Raw genomic sequence first — 18,612 nt, 5'->3', positions numbered from 1 at the left:
ACGCTGTTCCGGTGAGCCTGGACAAGAAACCGCAGATGATGAAGCCGCTGACCGCGGCGAACAAACTCGGCATCTATCTTCCGGCGGCTCCCGAAGAGTTCCGGAACGACCCGATCTCCCGGACCGAGCTGGACGAGCTCCGGGCGAACCCGCCGCAGTGGCTGACCGAACTGCGCCGCACCGGACCATTCCCGCGCGATATCGTGGCCCGTAAGCTCGGTATCTCCAACAGTGGTCTGACCCGGGCCGGCGTTTCGGACGCGCTCACCGCCGACGAGATCGCCGCTGTCCTCGCGGATCCCCCGGAGTGGCTGGTCCGCGAACGCGAAAGCTATGCCGCCGTCCGGGCCGAGGACGAACGAGTCCAGGCCAAGGAAGCCGAACGCCGGGCAGCGACCAACCGGTCGGCGAAGGGCCGCCAATCCTTCTGACTCCGTGGGCATGGTGTGACCGAGTGCGGCCGGACCCCGCGGTGTCGGAACACCAGCGGCCGGCGGACTCCAGCGCTCCTCGGCCGGCCGGACCCGGTGATGGGCGGTAGGAACTCGAACGCCGCGCCGCGGAAGAATTCCTGTCGGCCGCCGAGCGGCCCGGCGGCACATTCATCCAACACTCCACCCGTGAGAAGTGAGTCGCCGGCCCGCGATCCTCGGCCGGGAATTTCGGCGGAAATGTGACATATAAAAGACGTTGCCCACCGGATGGGGCGGAATTTTCGTCATCGTGAACACTGGATCACGGAACATATTGTAGCGAAGCAGATTTGGGTTCGCGTCCCAGCGCACGGGCCGTGCCTGCGCTTATGGGAGACCCGTGCCGGTCATCGGCCGTCCCGGGCGGATGCCGGTGCCGCTTGGAGTGGTCGACTCCACTGATCTCTCGCTTGCGGCCGATCCGTCGCACCAATAGTGTTCCGACACAAGAGATGTCCCAGAAGGGACAATCTCTTGGATCTGTCGCTGTTGCATTCATTGGAGTTCCCGGCATTGACCAAGTCTCTACCGTCGTCCACAACCGGTACCACCAAATGCCCGTACTCCGACCGAGGCCCGACCGGTGCGCCACCCCGTGTCGCGCTGTACACCGAGGAGTACGCCGCCGACCCGCACCGTGTTTACGCCGAGATGCGCAAGCGGTACGGATCTCTCGCACCGGTGGAGCTGGCCCCCGGCATACCGGCCACCTTGGTGCTCGGGTATCACACCGCGATCAGTATCTACAACGACCCGGAGCATTTCCCGGCCGACGCCCGGTCGTGGGAGAAGACCGTGCCCGCCGACCATCCGCTCATGCCCATGATGGCGTGGCGTCCCAATGTGATGCGCAGTACCGGCCGGGAGCATGCCCGATACCGGCAGGCGATCACCGCGGCTCTCGACGGGGTCGATCTGTTCTCCATGCATCAGAACGTGGAAGAGGTTGCCGCGCCGCTGATCAACAACTTCTGCATGAACGGCCGAGCCGAGATCATCGGCCAGTACGCCTTCCCGCTGACCTTCCAGGTACTCAACGCCATGCTGGGTTGCCCACCGGATCTCGGGCAGCACATCGCCGCCGGGATGGCTGCCATGTTCGAAGGCGGCGCCGCCGCCACCGACGCGGATGCCCGGATCAACGAAGCACTTCTGGAACTGGTCGCACTCAAGCGCGCCCACCCCGGCCGCGATATCACCTCGCGCCTGGTGAACCACTCCGCAGGACTCCAGGATTCGGAGATGGTGCACCAGTTGGCCGTGCTCTACGGGGCCGGGATCGAGCCGCTGACCAATCTGACGGTCAACACCCTGCTGCTCATGATCACCGACCCGCGGTTCACCGGCACCGCGTCACCCGGCGCGGCCCCGACGACCCGGGACGCACTGAACGAGCTGCTGTACACCGACCCGCCGATGGCGAACTACTGTCTCAGCTACCCGCGGCAGCCGATGATGCGGGACGGAGTCTGGTTGCCCGCCGATCAGCCGGTCGTCATCGGAATGGCCGCGTGCAACAACGATCCGGCGATCCACTCGGGCCAGTACACCGATAACAACGCACATCTGGCCTGGGGTTCCGGCCCGCACGCCTGCCCCGCCAAGTCGATCGCCTATTCGGTTGCCCAGAACGCGATCGATCAGCTGCTCGACGCGCTTCCCGAAATGCGGCTCGCCTGCTCGGTCGACGAACTGCACTGGCGGCCCGGGCCTTTCCATCGCGCGCTCTCCGCGATGCCCGTGGTGTTTCCCCCCTCGCCGCCGCTCGGTCTGTGACATCGGCGCGGTGCGGCATCTGCGGCCGCACCGCGACGATCCGCCCTCTTCCCGACGCGCGGTGTCTCGGCCGCGCAGTGTCCGAACCGCACCACCGGGTGCGTAGAATCTCTACATTGAATACCGTTGCGCCGTAATAAATCCGGCGAGATACTTGCATATCACCAAGATCATCAGTGATAGCTCGGAACGATTACCCTGTATCAGGGTTTGTCCTAGAATCATTTGTAGCGCTGACGAGCCCCCAGACCCGTAAGACCGCTCCGTATCCGCATTCTCGCCAATCCATCTGCCGATCCGCATGATCGGCAGCGCATCGGGAGCACTGTCGATTTTCGACATGTCCGACTCGCCGGTGACATCCAGCATCGCGCAAAACTCGCCGCATCGCACCGAGGAGGATGTCGTGTCTCAGCCCGTTTTCCTGGAAGTCAGGCCAAGTAAGGAACGCATTGTAACCAGAGCATTCGAGCTCGCGCAAGACGATCCGGCATTGGCGGAGCGTTTGATGCGTGTGAACGAAGTAGCCCGCGGTATCCGCACGGTGGAGGTCTGGGTTACCGACGCCTGTAACCTGCGGTGCAAGGGCTGCTGGTTCTTCGAACACGATATGGACAAGCAGAGCGTCGAGATCCGGGATCTGGACTCGATCCGCGCGTTCGCCGAAGACCTGCGCGATTCCAAGAAGATCACCAGCACACTGCTGATCGGCGGTGAGCCGGCACTGGTCCTGGATCGGGTCCGCGTGTTCGCGGAGACGATTCGCAATGTCACGGTGGTGACGAACGGGACGCGGCCGATCCCCTACGACGGACTGGAAGATCTCGCCATCGCGGTCTCGCTGTGGGGCGGAGGTCCGGTGGACGACGAGTTACGTGGTCACGGGCCCAACGGCCGGCGGATGAGCGGATTGTTCGGCAAGGCGCTGCGCACCTATGCCGGCGACCCGCGGGCCACCTGGGTCTACACGCTGAGCGAGGCCGGGATGCCGTACCTGGAACAAACCGTCGAGGCCATCGCCGCCAACGGCAACCAGATCAACTTCGGTTACTACAGCGACAACGGCACCGATCCCACTGCGCGACTGCACAACGAGGAACGGGCGATCGAGGAGATGACTCGTATGCGCGAGACATATCCCGACACCGTGATCGGGGACCCGTATTACTTCCGCACGCTGGTCACCGGCCGCACGCATTGGGGTACCTTCGGCGCGGAGACCTGCCCCAGCATCAGCAATGACCACCCGGCGCATGCCCGGCGCCTGACCGAGGGCCACCCGATCGTCGGCCGTTTCAACGCCTACCGGACCGATCACAGCGTGCAGTACTGCGCCACCACCGGAGACTGCGACAACTGCCGGGACAGTCAGGCCGTATGGAGTTGGCTGCTGGTCAACATGCACCGCTTTCTCGGTGATCGCGAACAGCTGAACACGTGGGTGACGCTGGCCGAGAACTTCTATCGCCAGTACTACTGGTCCAGCTACCATCCCGCCCGGCCGGCGCCCGTCGAGGCGGTCGGTGCCTAGGGCGGGCGGTACCCACCATGGCGACAATGTCTCTGGAGAAGGCGCGAATCCTCTCGGATGTTCTTCGCGGTGACCCCGGCGCCCGGATCCTCTGGGCCCGGCCCGGGGCCGACCGGCATCGGCAATACGAGAAGATCCGTGCCCGGGGCGCGCTGGCCACCAGTCGTCGCGGCCTGTTGTTCACCGCCTCGCACGCGTCGAGTCATCAGGTACTCACCAGTAGCGATTTCGGCCCGGCGCCCATCGGGGCGTCGGCCCGCCGCCGCAACGAAGCCGGCGATGTCACGCTGGTGCATCCGGTCGACGACTCCTTTCTGAAACTGGAACCGCCACGGCATACGGAGCTACGATCCCTGGTCGCACCCGTATTCCACCGGCGTGAACTCGCCGACCTCGGGCCGCGCATCGAAAAGATCGCCGGGCACTGCCTGAACGAGCTTCCCCGTGACCGGGTCACCGATCTGATCACCAACTACGCCGAAGCCGTTCCCATGGCGATGATCTCGGAAATCCTGGGGCTGCCGGATAGCGAAGCCCCGCGCTTCGCCGCGTGGGGAAATATGCTCGCCTCATTGCTGGACGGCGCCAGAACGGCGGAGGAACGGCAGCGTTCCCGTGCCCTCGTCACCGAGATGACGGCGTACTTCAGGGAGCGTCTGCGTCATGCCGATCCGGAAGGCCCCGGGCTCATCGCCGGTCTGGCGCGGCAATGCCCGGCGCAACTGAGTCTGCGCGAGGCCATCGCCACGTGCAGCATGCTGCTGGTCGGCGGTTTCGGCACCACCACGCATCTCCTCGGAAACACTCTGAACATGTTGCTGAGACATCCCCACCTGCGGCCGGAAGACGGTGATTACGCGCCGGTGATCGAAGAATCCCTGCGCTACGACGCTCCCGTCCAGTACGTCGTCCGGGTCGCCGCGACCGATACCCGGCTCGCGGGTCGGATCATCACCGCGGGAACGCCGATCGTGGTGCTGCTGGCCGCGGCCAATCGCGATCCGGAAATATTCACCGACCCACACGTGTTCGATCCCCGGCGCCGGGAACCTCATCGCCACCTCACCTTCAGTGCGGGGATCCATTTCTGTATCGGCGCCGCGCTGGCCCGCGCGGAAGCTGTGATCGCGGTCCAGCGATTCTTCGAAAGGTATCCGAACGCGCATATCGCGGGGAAGGAAGCTCCGCTGCGTTCCCGCGCGCTCCACGGATTGCGGCGGCTGCCCGTCGTGCTGGAGGCATGAAGACGGGCAGGTTACTCTGCGCTGTGTCGCGTCGCCGTCGTGGCGTTCGAGATGCCGTCCGGGTGGCCACCGTCCAGCAGGTTCTGGACGATATCGCCGAAGCGCAGCAACACCTGATCGGAATGCGCGGCGGAATGCGGGGCTTCGAAGATCCGCAGCGCGGCGGCTAGGCCCATCAGCGCACCGACAGCCAACTCGGACCTCAGCTCGGCGTCCGCGCCGCCGCCGAGCCGTTCGGCCAGGGCGTCGAAGTAGCCGCTGGTGAACTTCTCCTGAATCGTGGCGGGATCGGGGGCGGTGAGCCGCAGCATGATCGCGCGTCCCAGCGGCTCCACCGCATTCGCCTGCATGCGGTCGATGATGTTGCGGACCAGGGCCCGGCCGAGTTCATCGTGCGGTATTCCGTCGAGGTCGAGCGGCTGCACCTCCGCTACCTCGTGGAAGAGCTTCTCCTTGCTGCCCACCGCCTTCATCACCATCGCGGGCGACAGCCCCGCGGCCAGCGCGATATCGCGGATGGTCACGTGGCGGTATCCGCGCTCCGCGAACAGCTTCGACGCCGCGGCCACCGCGGCATCCCTGGCTCGGGTCACCGCACCGATACCGTATCGGCGTGCACCGGCGCGGCGGGTCCGAGAAGTTCGATATCGAACTGGCGAGCCGAGCCCCAGATGGTGATTGCGCGTGCGCTGGACGAGGTATTCGTGAACGCGGTGATGATGTATCTCCCGTTCTGCGGAAGCGGCAATTGGTAATCTCCGATCGCACCGGTCCGGGTCGTTCCGACGGCTTCGCCGGTCTGCCGGGTGAGGACCACATGCGCACCGTCCACCGGCCCGCTCGCATCGATCACGGTGCCCGCCATCATCAAACGTTCCTTCAGCACGATCGCATCGATTCTGCCACCGGTGTCGATATCCACCAGACGGGAGTCCGGTGTCCATCCGTCGGCCGCGGTGACCAGGAGATAGCGGCCGGGGCCGGGGAGGGCGACCGAGAAGTGGCCCGTGGAGTCCACCTGACTCCAGTCGACGTGGTCCGCCGACGGTGTGAACACGGTGACGACCGCGTGACCGATCGGGCGGTCCGTGCGGCTGAGCACTTTCCCGCCCGCCACTGCCTCGTGCGCATGGTCGGATTTGTCGAGCTCCTCGGTGTTCTCGTCCGGTGTCTCCCGAAGTCCGGTCATGGCCAACGCGATGACGGCGGTGATCGAGCAGGCGCCCGCGGAAACCCAGAACACCACGGTGAAGGCCTGGAAGCTGGGAAATACCTCGTCGGCGACTCGGATCGTGCTCATGGTGGCCACCGCGGCCATGACTGCGCTGGACAGAGCCGTACCGATGTATCGCAGTAGGGTGTTCAGTCCGTTGGCCGATGCCGATTCGGTGAGCGGAACGGCGCGCATGATCAAGGTGGGCAGTGCGGCGTAGGTCATCGATGTTCCACCGGCCACCAGCACCGAGCCGACGACTATCTGCCAGAGATTGTCACTGAGATACACCCGGGCCACATAGGACCCCCCCATCACGAGCGTGCCGGTGAGTAGTGTCGCCACCGGGCCGTATCGACGGATGATCCGCGCGGACACCGGCGCCATCGCGCCGAATACCAGCGCGATCGGCGCCATCCACAGCCCGGTGTTCAAGATGTCGTATCCGAGCCCGTATCCCGAACTCACCGGCAGCTGCAGCAATTGGGTGGTGACGAGCATGTTCGCGAACATCGCGAAGCCCAGCAGCAGCGAGGCCGCGTTCGCCAGCAGGACGGCCGGGCGGGCGGCGATCCGGACATTGACGAGCGGATTCCGGACGCGGAGTTCGAGCGGTACCCAGGCGACCAGAAGTGCTGTGCCCACGCCGACGATGGTCAGGGTGATACCCGAGGTCCAGCCCCAGTGCGCCCCTTTGGACAACGCGAGCATCACCGCGGTCAGGGCGACCGATCCGATGATCGCGCCCCGGTAATCGAACGACCCGCCGGTTTTGACCGGCGACTCGCGGATCACCCGCCAGACGGCGACGAGGACGACGACCCCTACCACTCCGGTGACCCAGAATATGGCGTGCCAGTCCAGATGTGCTGCTATCAGTCCGGACAGGGGTAGTCCCGCACCGGAGCCGATCGCCAGGCTGGCACTCATCAGTGCGACACCCAGCGGCGTGCGATCGCGCGGCAGTTCGTCCCGGAGAATCGCAATACCTACGGGAATGAGGGAGAGCCCCACACCCTGCAGCGCGCGAGCGACGATGATGAGGATGAGGTCGGTGCTGACCGCGCCGAGGACCGAGCCGAGCACCATGATGGCGAGTGCGACCATCATCATCCGCTTCTTCCCGAACATATCGGCGAGCCGGGTGACGGTCGGAATCGAGACCGCGCCGAAGAGCAGGGTCGCGGTCACCAGCCAGGACGCGTTGTCGGCGGTCGTGTTCAGCAGGCCGGGAAGATCGGGCAGCAGCGGGAGGACGAGCGTTTGCTGGAGTGAGACGACGGTGCCGGTGAGCGCCAAGGTCGCCATCACTGTCCAGCTCCGTGAGCCTTCGGATTTCGCGACGTGGTCTTGCGCGCTCACTCAGGAACCCTTCTATTCGGGGTGAACGAGTGTTCACCCCGAACGAGTGAACCAGTGTTCACCACGCTGAGTCGAGCGGTGGGCGGCGATTGTGATGCAGGTCGCGCTGTCGGCAACCCCGGCCGCCCGCCGGATCGTCACCGGGCCGGAGGTGTTCCACCGACGAACGGGCGGCCGGGACCTCAGGGGCGGTCGCCGACCTCGTGTGCGGCGACTGTCCACGCGCGCGCCTGGTCGCTGAGGGTGATCCCGAGGCCGGGCCGGGCGGAGACGTGCATCCGCCCGTCGCTGATCTCCAAGCGTTCGTTGAACAATGGCTCCAGCCAGTCGAAGTGCTCCACCCACGGCTCGATCGGGTAGGCGGCGGCGAGATGGAGGTGGATCTCCATGGCGAAATGCGGTGCGAGTTGCAGATTGTCGTGTTCGGCCAGGGCAGCGAGCTTGAGGAACTGGGTGATACCGCCGATCCGGGGCGCATCGGGCTGGATGATATCGGCGGCGCCGTGCCGGATCAGTTCCACGTGTTCGGCAACGCTGGCGAGCATTTCGCCGGTCGCGACAGGGGTATCCAGGGCGGTGGCCAGTGCGGCGTGCCCCTTGGCGTCGTAGGCGTCGAGTGGTTCCTCGATCCAGACCAGGCCGAATTCCTCCATGGCGCGGCCCATACGCTGGGCGGTCGGCCGATCCCACTGCTGATTCGCGTCGACCATCAGCGCTGTGTCGTCACCGATATGCTCGCGTACCGCGGTCAGGCGGGCCAGGTCGTATTTGCCGTCGGGATGGCCGACCTTGATCTTGATTCCGCCGATACCGCTGGCCAGTGAGGCGGTGGCGTTCTCCAGTACCTGCTCGGTGGGGGTGTGCAGGAAGCCGCCGGAGGTGTTGTAGCAGCGGACGGAGTCGCGATGCGCGCCGAGCAGTTTGGCCAGGGGCAGTCCGGCGCGTTTGGCCTTCAGATCCCACAGTGCGATATCGAAGGCGGCGATGGCCTGGGTGGCCAGACCGCTACGGCCCACCGACGCACCCGCCCACGCGAGTTTGGTCCAGATCTTGCCGATATCGCTGGGATCCTCCCCGAGGAGAGTCTCGGCGATCTCCTGGGCATGGGCGAACTGCCCCGGACCGCCTGCCCGCTTGGAATAGCTGAACCCGATCCCTTCGTGGCCCTGTTCGGTGGCGACCTCGACGAACAGGAAGGCGACCTCGGTCATCGGCTTCTGCCGGCCGGTGAAGACCTTCGCGTCGCTGATCGGCGTTACCAGCGGCAGCGTCACCGAGGAGAGTCGCAACCAGGCGATCCGGTCGAGGGTTGCCGGACCGGCGGAGATCGGACTGGTTCGAGGCGTCGCAGCGGTCGTGGTCATCAATTCCGTCCTTGATCGAGTGGTGGTCGACGTCCGGGTCGCAGTGGACCGCGATGCCGCGTGGGCGGCAGGCCCGGACCGGGGGAGGCGCTGTGGCCGTCCGGGTGACCTGGTTCACCCTGTGGTGTGGCATCGACGTTATGGGCGCGAAGCGATCCAAGTCCAACATAAGAATTAGATGCCACGATTCGAATTGGGTATCGTAACGGGCTGGTGCGGGAGGGCTGCCATGGCTGCGGCGATACATACAAAATAGGTATCGCAAACAATAATTTTCGATATGGACGTGAATCGTTACCGTCCTTACGGTCTAACGCAGCCACACATTCTGTGGCTCGGACCACATGCGGCAGCGCAGCTCGCATCACCCAGGTCTAGGAGACCGACCATGCATACTCTCGACCGGCCGGACGAGCCGACGGGCGCCCTCCCGGCGGCCGCCGCCAAGGTGGGCCGCACCAGGTACCTGATCCTGGCGATGCTCTTCCTCGTCACCACGATCAACTACGCAGACCGCTCCACTCTTTCCATTGCCGGCGATTCCATGCAGGATCAGCTGCACATCAGTTCCAGCGAGCTGGGTCTGTTGTTCTCGGCCTTCTCCTGGTCCTATCTGATCGCGCAGATACCCGGCGGCTGGCTGCTGGACCGGTTCGGATCCAAGAAGGTCTACGGCCTGGCCATCTTCCTCTGGTCCGTTTTCACCATGATGCAGGGCGCCATCGGCTTCTTCGCCGGTGCCGCGATCTTCCTGCTGTTCATTCTCCGATTCGCGGTCGGTCTGGCCGAGGCACCGTCGTTCCCCGGCAACTCGCGGATCGTCGCGGCGTGGTTTCCCACCAACGAGCGCGGCTTCGCCTCGGCCCTGTTCAATTCCGCCCAGTACTTCGCCACGGTGGCCTTCGCTCCGCTGATGGGCTGGCTGGTCACCGCCATGGGCTGGGAGCACGTCTTCACCGTCATCGGCGGCGTCGGCGTAGTTCTGGCCGTCATCTGGACCAAGGTCATCTACGCGCCCCGCAGCCACCCCCGTATCGAACAGTCCGAACTGGATTACATCGCCGCCGGCGGTGCGCTGGTGGATATGGACGCCGCCCCCACCGCCGAACAGCAGCAGCAGGCCGAGGACGCCACCTCGGGCACCCAGAATCTCCGCCATATCGCCACCCTGCTGAAGAACCGCACGACCCTCGGTGTCTTCGTCGGCCAGTACTTCATCAACACCATCACCTGGTTCTTCCTGACCTGGTTCCCGGTATATCTGGTTCAGGAACGCGGGATGAGCATCCTCGAGGTCGGATTCGTCGCGTCCCTGCCCGCACTGTGCGGATTCGGCGGCGGCGTGCTGGGCGGCTGGCTCTCCGATCGGCTGGCCCGGCGCGGCCTGAGCCTCACCGCCGCCCGCAAGATTCCGATCGTGGTGGGCCTGCTGCTGTCGACGAGCATCATCGTCTGCAACTGGGTGTCCGCCTCCTGGCTGGTGGTCGTCATCATGTCCCTCGCGTTCTTCGGCAAGGGCCTGGGCGCGCTCGGCTGGGCGGTCATGTCGGATGTGGCCCCCAAACAGATCGCCGGGCTCGCGGGCGGTGTCTTCAATACCTTCGGCGCCGTCGCCGGTATCGTCACCCCGCTCGTCATCGGCTACATTCTCGACGCCACCGGGTCGTTCGATCTGGCGCTGGCCTTCGTGAGCGTCTGCGCGGCCCTGGCCGTGTTCAGCTACCTGTTCATCGTTCGCGAGATCAAGCGAGTCGAACTGCCCGAGTACCAGAACTCGGCGGCATAGGGATCACGGCATCCCAGGGTGCGACGCGAAACTGTCCGGGGCCGAACGGCCCCGGACAGTTTCGCGTCTCCAGCGGCTACGAGTCACGCCTCCGCCACGACGAAACGCACGGCTCCCGCGGCTACCCCGGCCACGATTCCCGCCGTGACGTTCGCGCACTCACCCCGTGGTGACCGAGCGCCGCGCGTCGACGACCGCACCGATCCACGGCACGACCGCACTGCGGACATCGACCGTCCGAGGCAGCAAACCGTTGGAGTGCAACAGATCCGCGGAACGCTGCTGCTCGTCGAGGAATTCGTCGGTGACCGAGCCGATCCCGAAGGGGCGTCCGCGCAACGCCGCCTCCCAGCGATCGAGATCGGCGGAACCACCGCGCCCTTCCGCATCGTCGACGAAGAAACGCGCCGCCGCACGCGGGTTCGCGACGATCCACGCATCCGATTCCTGCAGGGCCGTGATGATCGCTTCGAGCTCCGGGCGATGGTTCTCGGCGAACGCACGCCGGACGAACCACAGCGACGGATGACTGAAGAGGCCGTCGGTGTCGACGAGTGTGTGCACCCGCGCGGTCGCCTCGACCTCCGCCAGGGCGGGGTAGGCACCGACCCACGCATCGATCTCACCGCGCAACAGGGCCTCCCCGCCGTTGTTCACGTCGATATCGACCGGGACGATATCGGACCAGCGCTGCTCGGCGCGGTCGAGCGCGAGCAGCGCCAGCGTGGTCTGCCACGAACCGTGCGCGATCCCGACCCGCTTACCGCGCAGGTCGGCGACGGTGCGGATACCGGAGTCCGCGAGGCTCACCAACCGCCCGTTCTCGACACGGGGGCCGGAGATACCGATGTACACCAGATCGCGTCCCTGCCCCAGACCGGTGATCGGCGGGGTGAACCCGGTGCCGATGAAATCGTATCCACCGTCCTCGAACAACCAGTCCGAGTGCAGGGTCGGCAGCCCTGTACGAGGATCGGCCCGCGGCGGAGCCGGTAGCTCGCGCAGGTCCACCCACTCGACATCGGGGAGATAGCGTTCGAGCAGGCCGTTGTGGCGCAGCACGAACAAGGAGTTGTTGTTCGGGAAGTAACCGATACGAATAGTCATGGGGGAGTTCCTTTTCGGCGACGAATCAGACGAGACCGCGGCGGCGGGCCTCGTCGACCAATCCACTGCGGCCCCATTGCGCCACGAGGTTGGTCGGGTCGAAGTCGACGGCGCCGCCGACGAGTTCACCGAGCGCCTGGTACTGGGCGCCCTCTTCGAGCAGGACCACGAATTTGGCGAGATCGAGTAGCCCCGACCGGCCGATCACATTGACGCCGCCGTTGGCCTCGAAGATCGCGACGAGGTCCGGATCGTCGACCAGGCGGTCGAGGATGAAATCGCCCGCGGCCTGGCTGCGGTCGATATGTGCCGGAATATCACGGGAGAGGGTCAGGCGCTGCGAGGCCGCGTATTTGATGCGCAGCGTCCGGTGGGTCTGGGCCCATCCACCCAGCCACGGCGTATGCGCGTGCACGATCGAGGTGATCTCGGGGTGCTCGCGGAACACCCGGGCGTAACCGGTGACGAAGCCGGCCGGACCGGTGCCGGCCAGTACCTCTCCGTCGAATGTCGCGAGGATCGGCTTCGCGCTGCGGTCGTCCGCCCACGGGCCGGGCTCGTTGAGCGCTACGGCCAGTTCTTCGCCCGGGACCCGCTCGACGAAGTTCACGGTGCCGTTGGCGGAAACGGTCCCGGTCTCGCGGAAGACCCGGAAGGCCGTGTCGGCGGCGCGGCGCGCGTTGTCGACGAAAGCCTCGACCGAAGGGGTGACGCGCGATTCGGTGCTGGTCATGCTGATTCTCCTATCGAGTGGAAAGGGGGCGAACCCGGGTGGGGGTGGTGCGCCGGAGGAGCGGTAGCACTTCTTCGCCCACCCGGTAGGCCTCTTCGAGATGGGGATTGCCGGCGAGGATGAACGCGTCCACGCCGAGGTCGGTCAACTGGTCCAGTCGTTCGGCGATCTGCTCATAGCTGCCCACCAGCCCGAATGCCGGCCCGCCGCGGATGAGGCTGAATCCGCACCACACGTTGGGCTGGACTTCCAGGTCGCGGTAACCGGTGATGTGTTCCGGCACCCAGCCCTTGATCCGGGCGGCACCGACGGAATCGCCCTGGGCGGCCCGATCGGCCGCGGCCCGGTCGACGGAGGCCCAGCCCTTCTCGATCTCCGTCCAGGCGGCCTCTTCGGTATGCCGGGCGACGATATCGATCCGGACCGCGAATTTCGGTGTGCGGCCCGACTTCCTGGAATGCGCACGGACTCCGTCGAATTTCGCCCGCAGATCGTCGAACGGTTCGAGCCACGACAGGTAGTAGTCGGCGTGCCGGCCCGCGGCGTCCACGGCGGCACCGGACGACCCGGAGAAGTACACCTCGGGGAACGGCCGGCCCGCCAGCAACGGTGGCAGCGCCGCACCCGCGGTCCGGAAGAACCGCCCGGCGTAGTCGAACGGGTTGCCGTCCCACACACCACGGAGCACGTCGAGGAACTCCGAGGTGCGCGCGTAGCGGTCGTCGTGCGCCACCTTGTCGCCCCACCACAACTGCGGTGCTCCGCCGCCGCCGCTGATGATGTTGTAGACCAGGCGTCCCCCGGTGGCGCGTTGCAGGCTCGCCGACATCCGGGCGGCCTGTACCGGGTGCAGGAACCCGGGCTGGAACGCCACCATGAAACGGTAGGTATCGCTTTCCCGGGCGAGCGCGGACGCCGTGGCCCACGGATCCTCGGTGATCGGGAACGAGGGCAACAGCCCGCCGACGAACCCCGCGGATTCCGATGCCTTCACCACCGCGGCCATATGGTCGATATAGCTGTATCCGTCCAACCTGCCGCCGCGGATCGCCGGAGCGATATTGCCCGGCCCGTGGCCGCCCGCATGCCCCCGGTTGTAGCGACGTGGCGTGCGCAACGACGCATGGTCGCCCTCCATACCGATGCGCCAGTAGAAGTCCGTGCTCACGCGTGGTTCTCCTGTCCTGCGAGGATGCGGCCGGCCGGATCGGCGAGGTGCAGCAGATGTTCGCCGGCGCGGTGCAGTTCCTCGATATGCGGGTGCCCGGTCAGTTCGAATATCTCCAGGCCGCGCCGCCGGTAGTCCGAGAGTGCCCGCGCCACCTGTGCGTAACTGCCGACCAGGCCGATCGACCGCGGGTAACCGATGCGGTCGAAGCCCGACCAGCGGAAGCCGTCGAGCGCGAGCGCCCGGACCTCGGCGTCGTCCGCCTCCGGACGAACCTCGCGCCACTGGCGCAGGACGCGTGCCCATGCCTCGTCCGCGCTCTCCCGGGCGATAATCGGCAGGGCGAGTCCGGCACGCACGGTGCGCCCGAACCTGTTCGCCGCCTCCCGCAGGGCGGCCACCGCACCATCGATACCGGCCGCGGTCTCGGCGAATATATGCACGTCGCCGTGCTCGGCCGATAGTTCGATCGCCGCGGCCGAAACGCCGGACAGGTGGACGAGGGGAAAAGGCAGACCGGACAGGATCCCGCGGAATCCGCCGTCGACGACGTCGTAGTAGTCGCCCGCGAACTCGAAACCGGTCCCGCCGAACCGTCCGGGCAGCACCTGCTCCTCGTTCCATACGCCCCGTGCCACGGTGAGGAATTCGGCTGCCCGCCGGTAGCGATCGGCGCCGGTGACCCGGTCCCCGAGCGCCGCGGCGTCGGCGGCGTCGGTTTCTACCCGCAACCGCCAGTCGAGCCGGCCGGCCGAGAGCCGCTGCAGGGTCGCCGACAGTTTGGCCGCGTACACGGGTGTCCCGAACGCGGGATGGAATTCGACGCCGACCCGCAGGTGGCGGGTCTGCCGCAGGGCGGAGCCGGCGACCACCCAGGACTCCTCACCCGCCGGGTCGTACGGTACGACGACACCGTCGAGTCCGGACAGTTCGGCAGCGAGGACGACCTGATCCAGGAAATCGAATCCGTCGCGGTGCGCGGAGACGGAATCGACATGGCGGCCGTCACCGCGCACCGGAAGTTCCCACCGGAACTCGGTCACGACGTCACCTCTCGTTCGGCGGCGAGCCGCGCGCTCGCCTGTCGCAGCGGTTCCGGGGCGACCCACGAGGCGAGATCGAAGTCGGTGGCGAGGAAGCCGTGGGTGTAGAGGAACTGCTTCTGGATATCGAGCAGTTCGATCCGCTCGTCGGACAGGTTCGGGTGCAGGCCGCGGTGGAAGGTGTCGCCGTACGCGGCCTGCACTCCCGCCGCGCCGGAGAAGGTCTCCCGGGCCAGTACCGCGCGGACCTCGTCGAGGTTGCCGGCGGCCCAGTCCGCGGCGCGCAATGTCTGGGTGAGGAACCCGACCACCAGATCGGGGCGCGATTCCAGCAGGTCCGCGTGCACGGTGATCGGGCGCGGGGTCCCATTGTTGACGCGCGACCGCTTCGATTCGGTGGTATCCAGGTCCACCGCGGTACGCAGGCCGTGTTCGCGGGCGACCTCCTGAGCGCGCGCACCCTTGACGTAGATCGCGTCCACGTCGCCGGCGAGCAGCGCCTCCACACCCCAGGTGGTGATTCTGCGGCCCGTCGCGTTCTCCCCCCGTACCTGCGGGTCGCGCTCGACCGCGACCTCGACGGGTCGGACGTCGGCGAGGGTGAGCCCGCCGAGTGCGAGCGCGCTCGCGAACCCGTGGAGAGCCATCGCCCGGGGGAAACTGCGGGCCCGGTCCTGCGCCCAGGCCGGGACCGCGATCCGCAGCCCGGCCAGATCACTCGGTCCGGAAGCGGGTGAATCGGGCGCCACCAGGATCGCTTGCGCTTCGTCGATCCAGGTCAGGCCGATCAGCCGGGTGGGTGAGCCCGCGGCCCGCGCCGCCAGCGCGGGCACATTGCCGCCCTCGCGGATCAGGCCCAGCAGCTGATGGTCGAAGTGTCGCGGTGCCAGTTCGGGACCGGCGTCCTGCAACACGCCCAGGTCGATTCCCGCCGCGGCGGCGGTCTCGCCCAGCCAGCCGAGACTGTGCGCCAAACCGCTCGCGGTGGGCACGGGGCAGCGTGTGTACCAGAGAGTGTCGAGGACGGGGTCGGTGGCAGCGGTCATCGCATGCTCCTTCAGCGGGTCGTGGGGGAGGGGGTGCGGCCGACACCCAGCTCGGCCAGGAAAGCCGCGCGGTAGCGCAGGGACTCCGGATCGGTGCGGTCGCGGGGGCGGGCGAGGTCGATATCGGTATCGACGGCGAACCGGCCCTCGTTCAGGATCAGCACCCGGTCGGCCAGCCGGACTGCTTCGTCGACATCGTGGGTCACCAGGAGTACCGCCGGCCGGTGCCGCGCGACGAGATCGCCGACCAGATCCTGCATCTGGAGCCGGGTCAGCGCGTCGAGCGCCGCGAACGGTTCGTCGAGCAGCAGCAGTTCCGGTTCGCGAACCAGCGCCCGCGCCAGCGCCACGCGCTGTGCCTCGCCGCCCGAGAGGGTGGCCGGCCACTGGCGCGCCTTGCCCTCGAGATTGACCTCGGCCAGGGCGCGGGTAGCGCGATCCTTCGTCTCGGCGGTACGGCGCTGCCCGATGGTGACATTGCCGAGCACCCGTTTCGACGGGATCAGCCGGGGTTCCTGGTAGACGGTCGTCCGGCGGGGCGGTACGAGAATCTTTCCGCCGTCCGGCTTCTCGAGACCGGTCAGCAGCCGCAGCAGGGTGGTCTTGCCGGTACCGGACGGACCGAGCAGGACGACGAATTCGCCCCGGCGGATCTCCAGGTCGATCCCGTCGAGAACGGTTTTGTCCCCGAATCTCTTGTGCAGACCGGTGATCGAGACGGCCACCGGTTCGCCCGCTCTGCGGGCGGTGGCCGACGCCGGGCTCCGGGTGCGCGTGGACAAGGGCGGCAGGGGCGCTTCGGGGCTCATCGGGCAGCCACCTGTCCGCGCCACGGCATCGCGAACCGTTCGATGATCCGGACCGCCCCGTCGAAGATCAGGCCCAGTACGGCGTACAGGACCACGCAGAGCACCATGTAGTCGGTGCGGTTGTACTCCTGCGCGAGGGTCACCAGATAGCCGATCCCCTCCCTGGTTCCCACCTGCTCGGCCGCGATCAGGCCGGTGATCGCGATGGACAGGCATATCCGCAGTGCCATCAGCACTCCGGGAAGGGCCGAAGGGAGGATCACCTCGAATACCAGCCGCGGGCCCGTCGATCCGAAGCTCCGCGCGGCTTCGACCATCTTGCGATCGACATTGCGGACGCCGAGATAGGTGTAGGCGTACATGGGCCCGACCGTGGCGAACGCGATGAGCAGCACCTTGAACGTCTCGTCGATCCCGAACCACGCGATGAAAAGGGGAACCAACGCGAGGAACGGCACCGCGCGGTTGATCTGCATCGTGGAATCCACGAGTTCCTCACCGAGGCTGGACAATCCGGAACAGACACCGAGGACCAGCCCGGTCACGACCCCGAACAGGACTCCGAGTGCGGCACGATGGAACGAGGCGATCGAGAAGTCGACGAGCTGCCCGGTTTCGTACAACTCGGCGAAAGCCGTCCACACCTTCGGCGGTCCGGCGAGGATCTCCTCGCCGATCACGCCGGTTGCCGAGCCGAGCCACCACACCGCGACGAGCAGGCCGGGTACGAGGAAGCGCAGCGGGATCGACACCCACCGGGGCCGGCGCCGGCCGGCCCGGTAGTGCGGCACCTCGAGGCCGGGTTCCCCGCGGCTCTGATCGGGTCCTCCCGGCGCGCGCGGTGGTGTCACGACGGACATCTCATTTCCCCGTGGTCGGTGCGGGCAGGTTCCCGGCGGCGGCGAGATTCTCCTGGAGCGGATAGAAGACATCCGCCGCGGTGACGGCCCGGGTGATCACCCCGTTCTCGTAGAACAGATCCGCGACGCCCTGCAGGTCGGCCGCGTCCTCGGCCGTCGGATAGTGCGGCACCGACGCCCGGCGACCGAGATCGATCGCACGCTCGAGCCGGTCACCGGACAGTGCTCGCGGCCCGGCCTTCTCGAATACGTTCTCGAAGTCCGCGGGATCGGATCGTTGACGCTCGACCAGCTGCTGCAAGGTCTCGAGATACTTCGCGGCGATATCGGGCCGGGCTTCGAGCACCTCGGTGCGGAACGCGACGATCGTATTGTCCGTCGAGCCGACGGTGGCCTCGGTCGCGATCTCGACGGCCCCGCGGGCCTTGGCTTCCGCGTACGGATCGTTGAACGACGCCCACGCGTCGACCTGCCCGGTGGAGAAGGCGGAGGCGGCATCCGATATCTGCAGCGGCACCCGCTCGACCCGGTCGGCCGGAATCCCGGCCTGCTCCAGCGCCTTCAGCGTGATGTACTCACCCTTCCCTGCCGGGTTGACGGCGATTCGCTTGCCGACCAGGTCGGCGACCTCCCGGATACCCGAGTCCGGCCCGGCGACGATGCCGGCCTGATCCTGATCCACCGGGTCGGCGACCGCGATGATCCGAACGCCGACATCTTTCGAGAGCGCTCCCACGACCGGGCTGTAGGCCCCACCGGAGACATCGAGTTCACCGGCGTTGAACAGTTTGAGGTTCGCGCTGAACGAAGGCGGCGCGTTGACCCATTCGACTTTCGCGCCCAACGGGGCGAGCGCTTCGTCGAAAGTCCCGTCGCGCTTGGCGACCGCGAGCGGACCGGAATTGCCTTCATCGGTGACCTTGAGCACGAAGGTGGGTTCGCCTCCCGCGCCGGAACGGTCCGAACCCGCTCCGCCGGAACCACACGCGGCGGCGACCAGCGCGACGACGGGAAGGATTGCGAGAGCGGCGCGCACACGAGGTCGGCGGTGGTGGGGACGCATCGGTGGTGGCTCCTAGTCGAGAGATGACGAGATG

17 protein-coding genes are annotated in these 18,612 nt (G+C 66.8%); 5 read left to right on the top strand and 12 right to left on the bottom strand.

What is annotated here, in order from left to right:
- Positions 1–11: 11 nt before the first annotated feature.
- Positions 12–431, top strand: a complete 420-nt coding sequence (locus ACWEWT_RS08165) for a DUF5997 family protein (RefSeq protein ID WP_452557432.1) — start codon at positions 12–14, stop codon at positions 429–431.
- A 555-nt stretch (positions 432–986) separates the two neighbouring features.
- Positions 987–2,249, top strand: coding sequence for a cytochrome P450 (locus tag ACWEWT_RS08160; protein WP_452557430.1), 1,263 nt, complete (start codon positions 987–989; stop codon positions 2,247–2,249).
- Positions 2,250–2,360: 111 nt separating this feature from the next.
- Here ACWEWT_RS08160 and ACWEWT_RS08155 read toward each other — a convergent pair whose 3' ends face one another.
- A complete protein-coding gene (locus ACWEWT_RS08155) occupies positions 2,361–2,618 on the bottom strand; it encodes a hypothetical protein (protein WP_452557428.1) in 258 nt (85 codons plus the stop codon).
- A 139-nt stretch (positions 2,619–2,757) separates the two neighbouring features.
- Between ACWEWT_RS08155 and ACWEWT_RS08150 the strand changes: the two genes are divergently transcribed.
- Both ACWEWT_RS08150 and ACWEWT_RS08145 read left to right on the top strand, forming a co-directional pair.
- Entirely contained in the window at positions 2,758–3,780 is a 1,023-nt protein-coding gene (locus tag ACWEWT_RS08150) for a radical SAM protein (protein ID WP_452557426.1), read from the top strand.
- Positions 3,781–3,806: 26 nt separating this feature from the next.
- Entirely contained in the window at positions 3,807–5,024 is a 1,218-nt protein-coding gene (locus ACWEWT_RS08145; protein ID WP_452557424.1) for a cytochrome P450, read from the top strand.
- A gap of 11 nt (positions 5,025–5,035) precedes the next feature.
- Here the strand turns inward: ACWEWT_RS08145 and ACWEWT_RS08140 are convergent, their stop codons facing one another.
- From ACWEWT_RS08140 to ACWEWT_RS08130, 3 genes are all read right to left on the bottom strand, one after another.
- Entirely contained in the window at positions 5,036–5,617 is a 582-nt protein-coding gene (locus tag ACWEWT_RS08140) for a TetR/AcrR family transcriptional regulator (protein WP_452557422.1), read from the bottom strand.
- Positions 5,614–7,599, bottom strand: a complete 1,986-nt coding sequence (locus tag ACWEWT_RS08135; RefSeq protein ID WP_452557420.1) for an MFS transporter — start codon at positions 7,597–7,599, stop codon at positions 5,614–5,616. The genes ACWEWT_RS08140 and ACWEWT_RS08135 overlap by 4 nt, the downstream gene beginning before the upstream one ends.
- A 182-nt stretch (positions 7,600–7,781) precedes the next feature.
- Positions 7,782–8,963, bottom strand: a complete 1,182-nt coding sequence (locus tag ACWEWT_RS08130; protein ID WP_452557418.1) for an L-talarate/galactarate dehydratase — start codon at positions 8,961–8,963, stop codon at positions 7,782–7,784.
- 388 nt (positions 8,964–9,351) lie between these two features.
- Between ACWEWT_RS08130 and ACWEWT_RS08125 the strand changes: the two genes are divergently transcribed.
- A complete protein-coding gene (locus ACWEWT_RS08125; RefSeq protein WP_452557416.1) occupies positions 9,352–10,749 on the top strand; it encodes an MFS transporter in 1,398 nt (465 codons plus the stop codon).
- A gap of 159 nt (positions 10,750–10,908) precedes the next feature.
- Here ACWEWT_RS08125 and ACWEWT_RS08120 read toward each other — a convergent pair whose 3' ends face one another.
- From ACWEWT_RS08120 to ACWEWT_RS08085, 8 genes are read right to left on the bottom strand one after another with little or no spacing between them, the layout of a single operon-like run.
- Entirely contained in the window at positions 10,909–11,856 is a 948-nt protein-coding gene (locus tag ACWEWT_RS08120) for an ABC transporter substrate-binding protein (protein WP_452557414.1), read from the bottom strand.
- A 25-nt stretch (positions 11,857–11,881) separates the two neighbouring features.
- A complete protein-coding gene (locus tag ACWEWT_RS08115) occupies positions 11,882–12,589 on the bottom strand; it encodes a class II aldolase/adducin family protein (protein WP_452557412.1) in 708 nt (235 codons plus the stop codon).
- A gap of 10 nt (positions 12,590–12,599) precedes the next feature.
- Entirely contained in the window at positions 12,600–13,757 is a 1,158-nt protein-coding gene (locus ACWEWT_RS08110) for an LLM class flavin-dependent oxidoreductase (protein ID WP_452557410.1), read from the bottom strand.
- Positions 13,754–14,800: an LLM class flavin-dependent oxidoreductase gene (locus tag ACWEWT_RS08105; protein ID WP_452557408.1), complete on the bottom strand. Its 1,047-nt coding sequence runs from the start codon at positions 14,798–14,800 to the stop codon at positions 13,754–13,756. Before ACWEWT_RS08105 ends, ACWEWT_RS08110 begins: the two co-directional genes overlap by 4 nt.
- Entirely contained in the window at positions 14,797–15,846 is a 1,050-nt protein-coding gene (locus ACWEWT_RS08100) for an ABC transporter substrate-binding protein (protein WP_452557406.1), read from the bottom strand. Before ACWEWT_RS08100 ends, ACWEWT_RS08105 begins: the two co-directional genes overlap by 4 nt.
- 11 nt (positions 15,847–15,857) lie before the next feature.
- Positions 15,858–16,655, bottom strand: coding sequence for an ABC transporter ATP-binding protein (locus ACWEWT_RS08095; RefSeq protein ID WP_452557404.1), 798 nt, complete (start codon positions 16,653–16,655; stop codon positions 15,858–15,860).
- Entirely contained in the window at positions 16,652–17,515 is an 864-nt protein-coding gene (locus tag ACWEWT_RS08090) for an ABC transporter permease (RefSeq protein WP_452557402.1), read from the bottom strand. Before ACWEWT_RS08090 ends, ACWEWT_RS08095 begins: the two co-directional genes overlap by 4 nt.
- Before the next feature lies 1 nt (position 17,516).
- Positions 17,517–18,578, bottom strand: a complete 1,062-nt coding sequence (locus ACWEWT_RS08085; RefSeq protein ID WP_452557400.1) for an NrtA/SsuA/CpmA family ABC transporter substrate-binding protein — start codon at positions 18,576–18,578, stop codon at positions 17,517–17,519.
- Positions 18,579–18,612 lie beyond the last annotated feature (34 nt).

This window comes from Nocardia sp. NPDC003963 (genome assembly GCF_053605105.1).
Note: the sequence above shows the minus strand (reverse complement) of the source record. Positions and strands in the feature narration are given on the sequence as shown.

Bases quoted from the DNA above. Each gene is read 5' to 3' on its own strand.
- ACWEWT_RS08115 (WP_452557412.1), bottom strand. From the start codon at position 12,589: ATGACCAGCACCGAATCGCGCGTCACCCCTTCGGTCGAGGCTTTCGTC.
- ACWEWT_RS08125 (WP_452557416.1), top strand. From the start codon at position 9,352: ATGCATACTCTCGACCGGCCGGACGAGCCGACGGGCGCCCTCCCGGCG.
- ACWEWT_RS08090 (WP_452557402.1), bottom strand. From the start codon at position 17,515: ATGTCCGTCGTGACACCACCGCGCGCGCCGGGAGGACCCGATCAGAGC.
- ACWEWT_RS08155 (WP_452557428.1), bottom strand. From the start codon at position 2,618: ATGCTGGATGTCACCGGCGAGTCGGACATGTCGAAAATCGACAGTGCT.
- ACWEWT_RS08150 (WP_452557426.1), top strand. From the start codon at position 2,758: ATGCGTGTGAACGAAGTAGCCCGCGGTATCCGCACGGTGGAGGTCTGG.
- ACWEWT_RS08095 (WP_452557404.1), bottom strand. From the start codon at position 16,655: ATGAGCCCCGAAGCGCCCCTGCCGCCCTTGTCCACGCGCACCCGGAGC.
- ACWEWT_RS08100 (WP_452557406.1), bottom strand. From the start codon at position 15,846: ATGACCGCTGCCACCGACCCCGTCCTCGACACTCTCTGGTACACACGC.
- ACWEWT_RS08145 (WP_452557424.1), top strand. From the start codon at position 3,807: ATGTCTCTGGAGAAGGCGCGAATCCTCTCGGATGTTCTTCGCGGTGAC.
- ACWEWT_RS08120 (WP_452557414.1), bottom strand. From the start codon at position 11,856: ATGACTATTCGTATCGGTTACTTCCCGAACAACAACTCCTTGTTCGTG.
- ACWEWT_RS08130 (WP_452557418.1), bottom strand. From the start codon at position 8,963: ATGACCACGACCGCTGCGACGCCTCGAACCAGTCCGATCTCCGCCGGT.
- ACWEWT_RS08085 (WP_452557400.1), bottom strand. From the start codon at position 18,578: ATGCGTCCCCACCACCGCCGACCTCGTGTGCGCGCCGCTCTCGCAATC.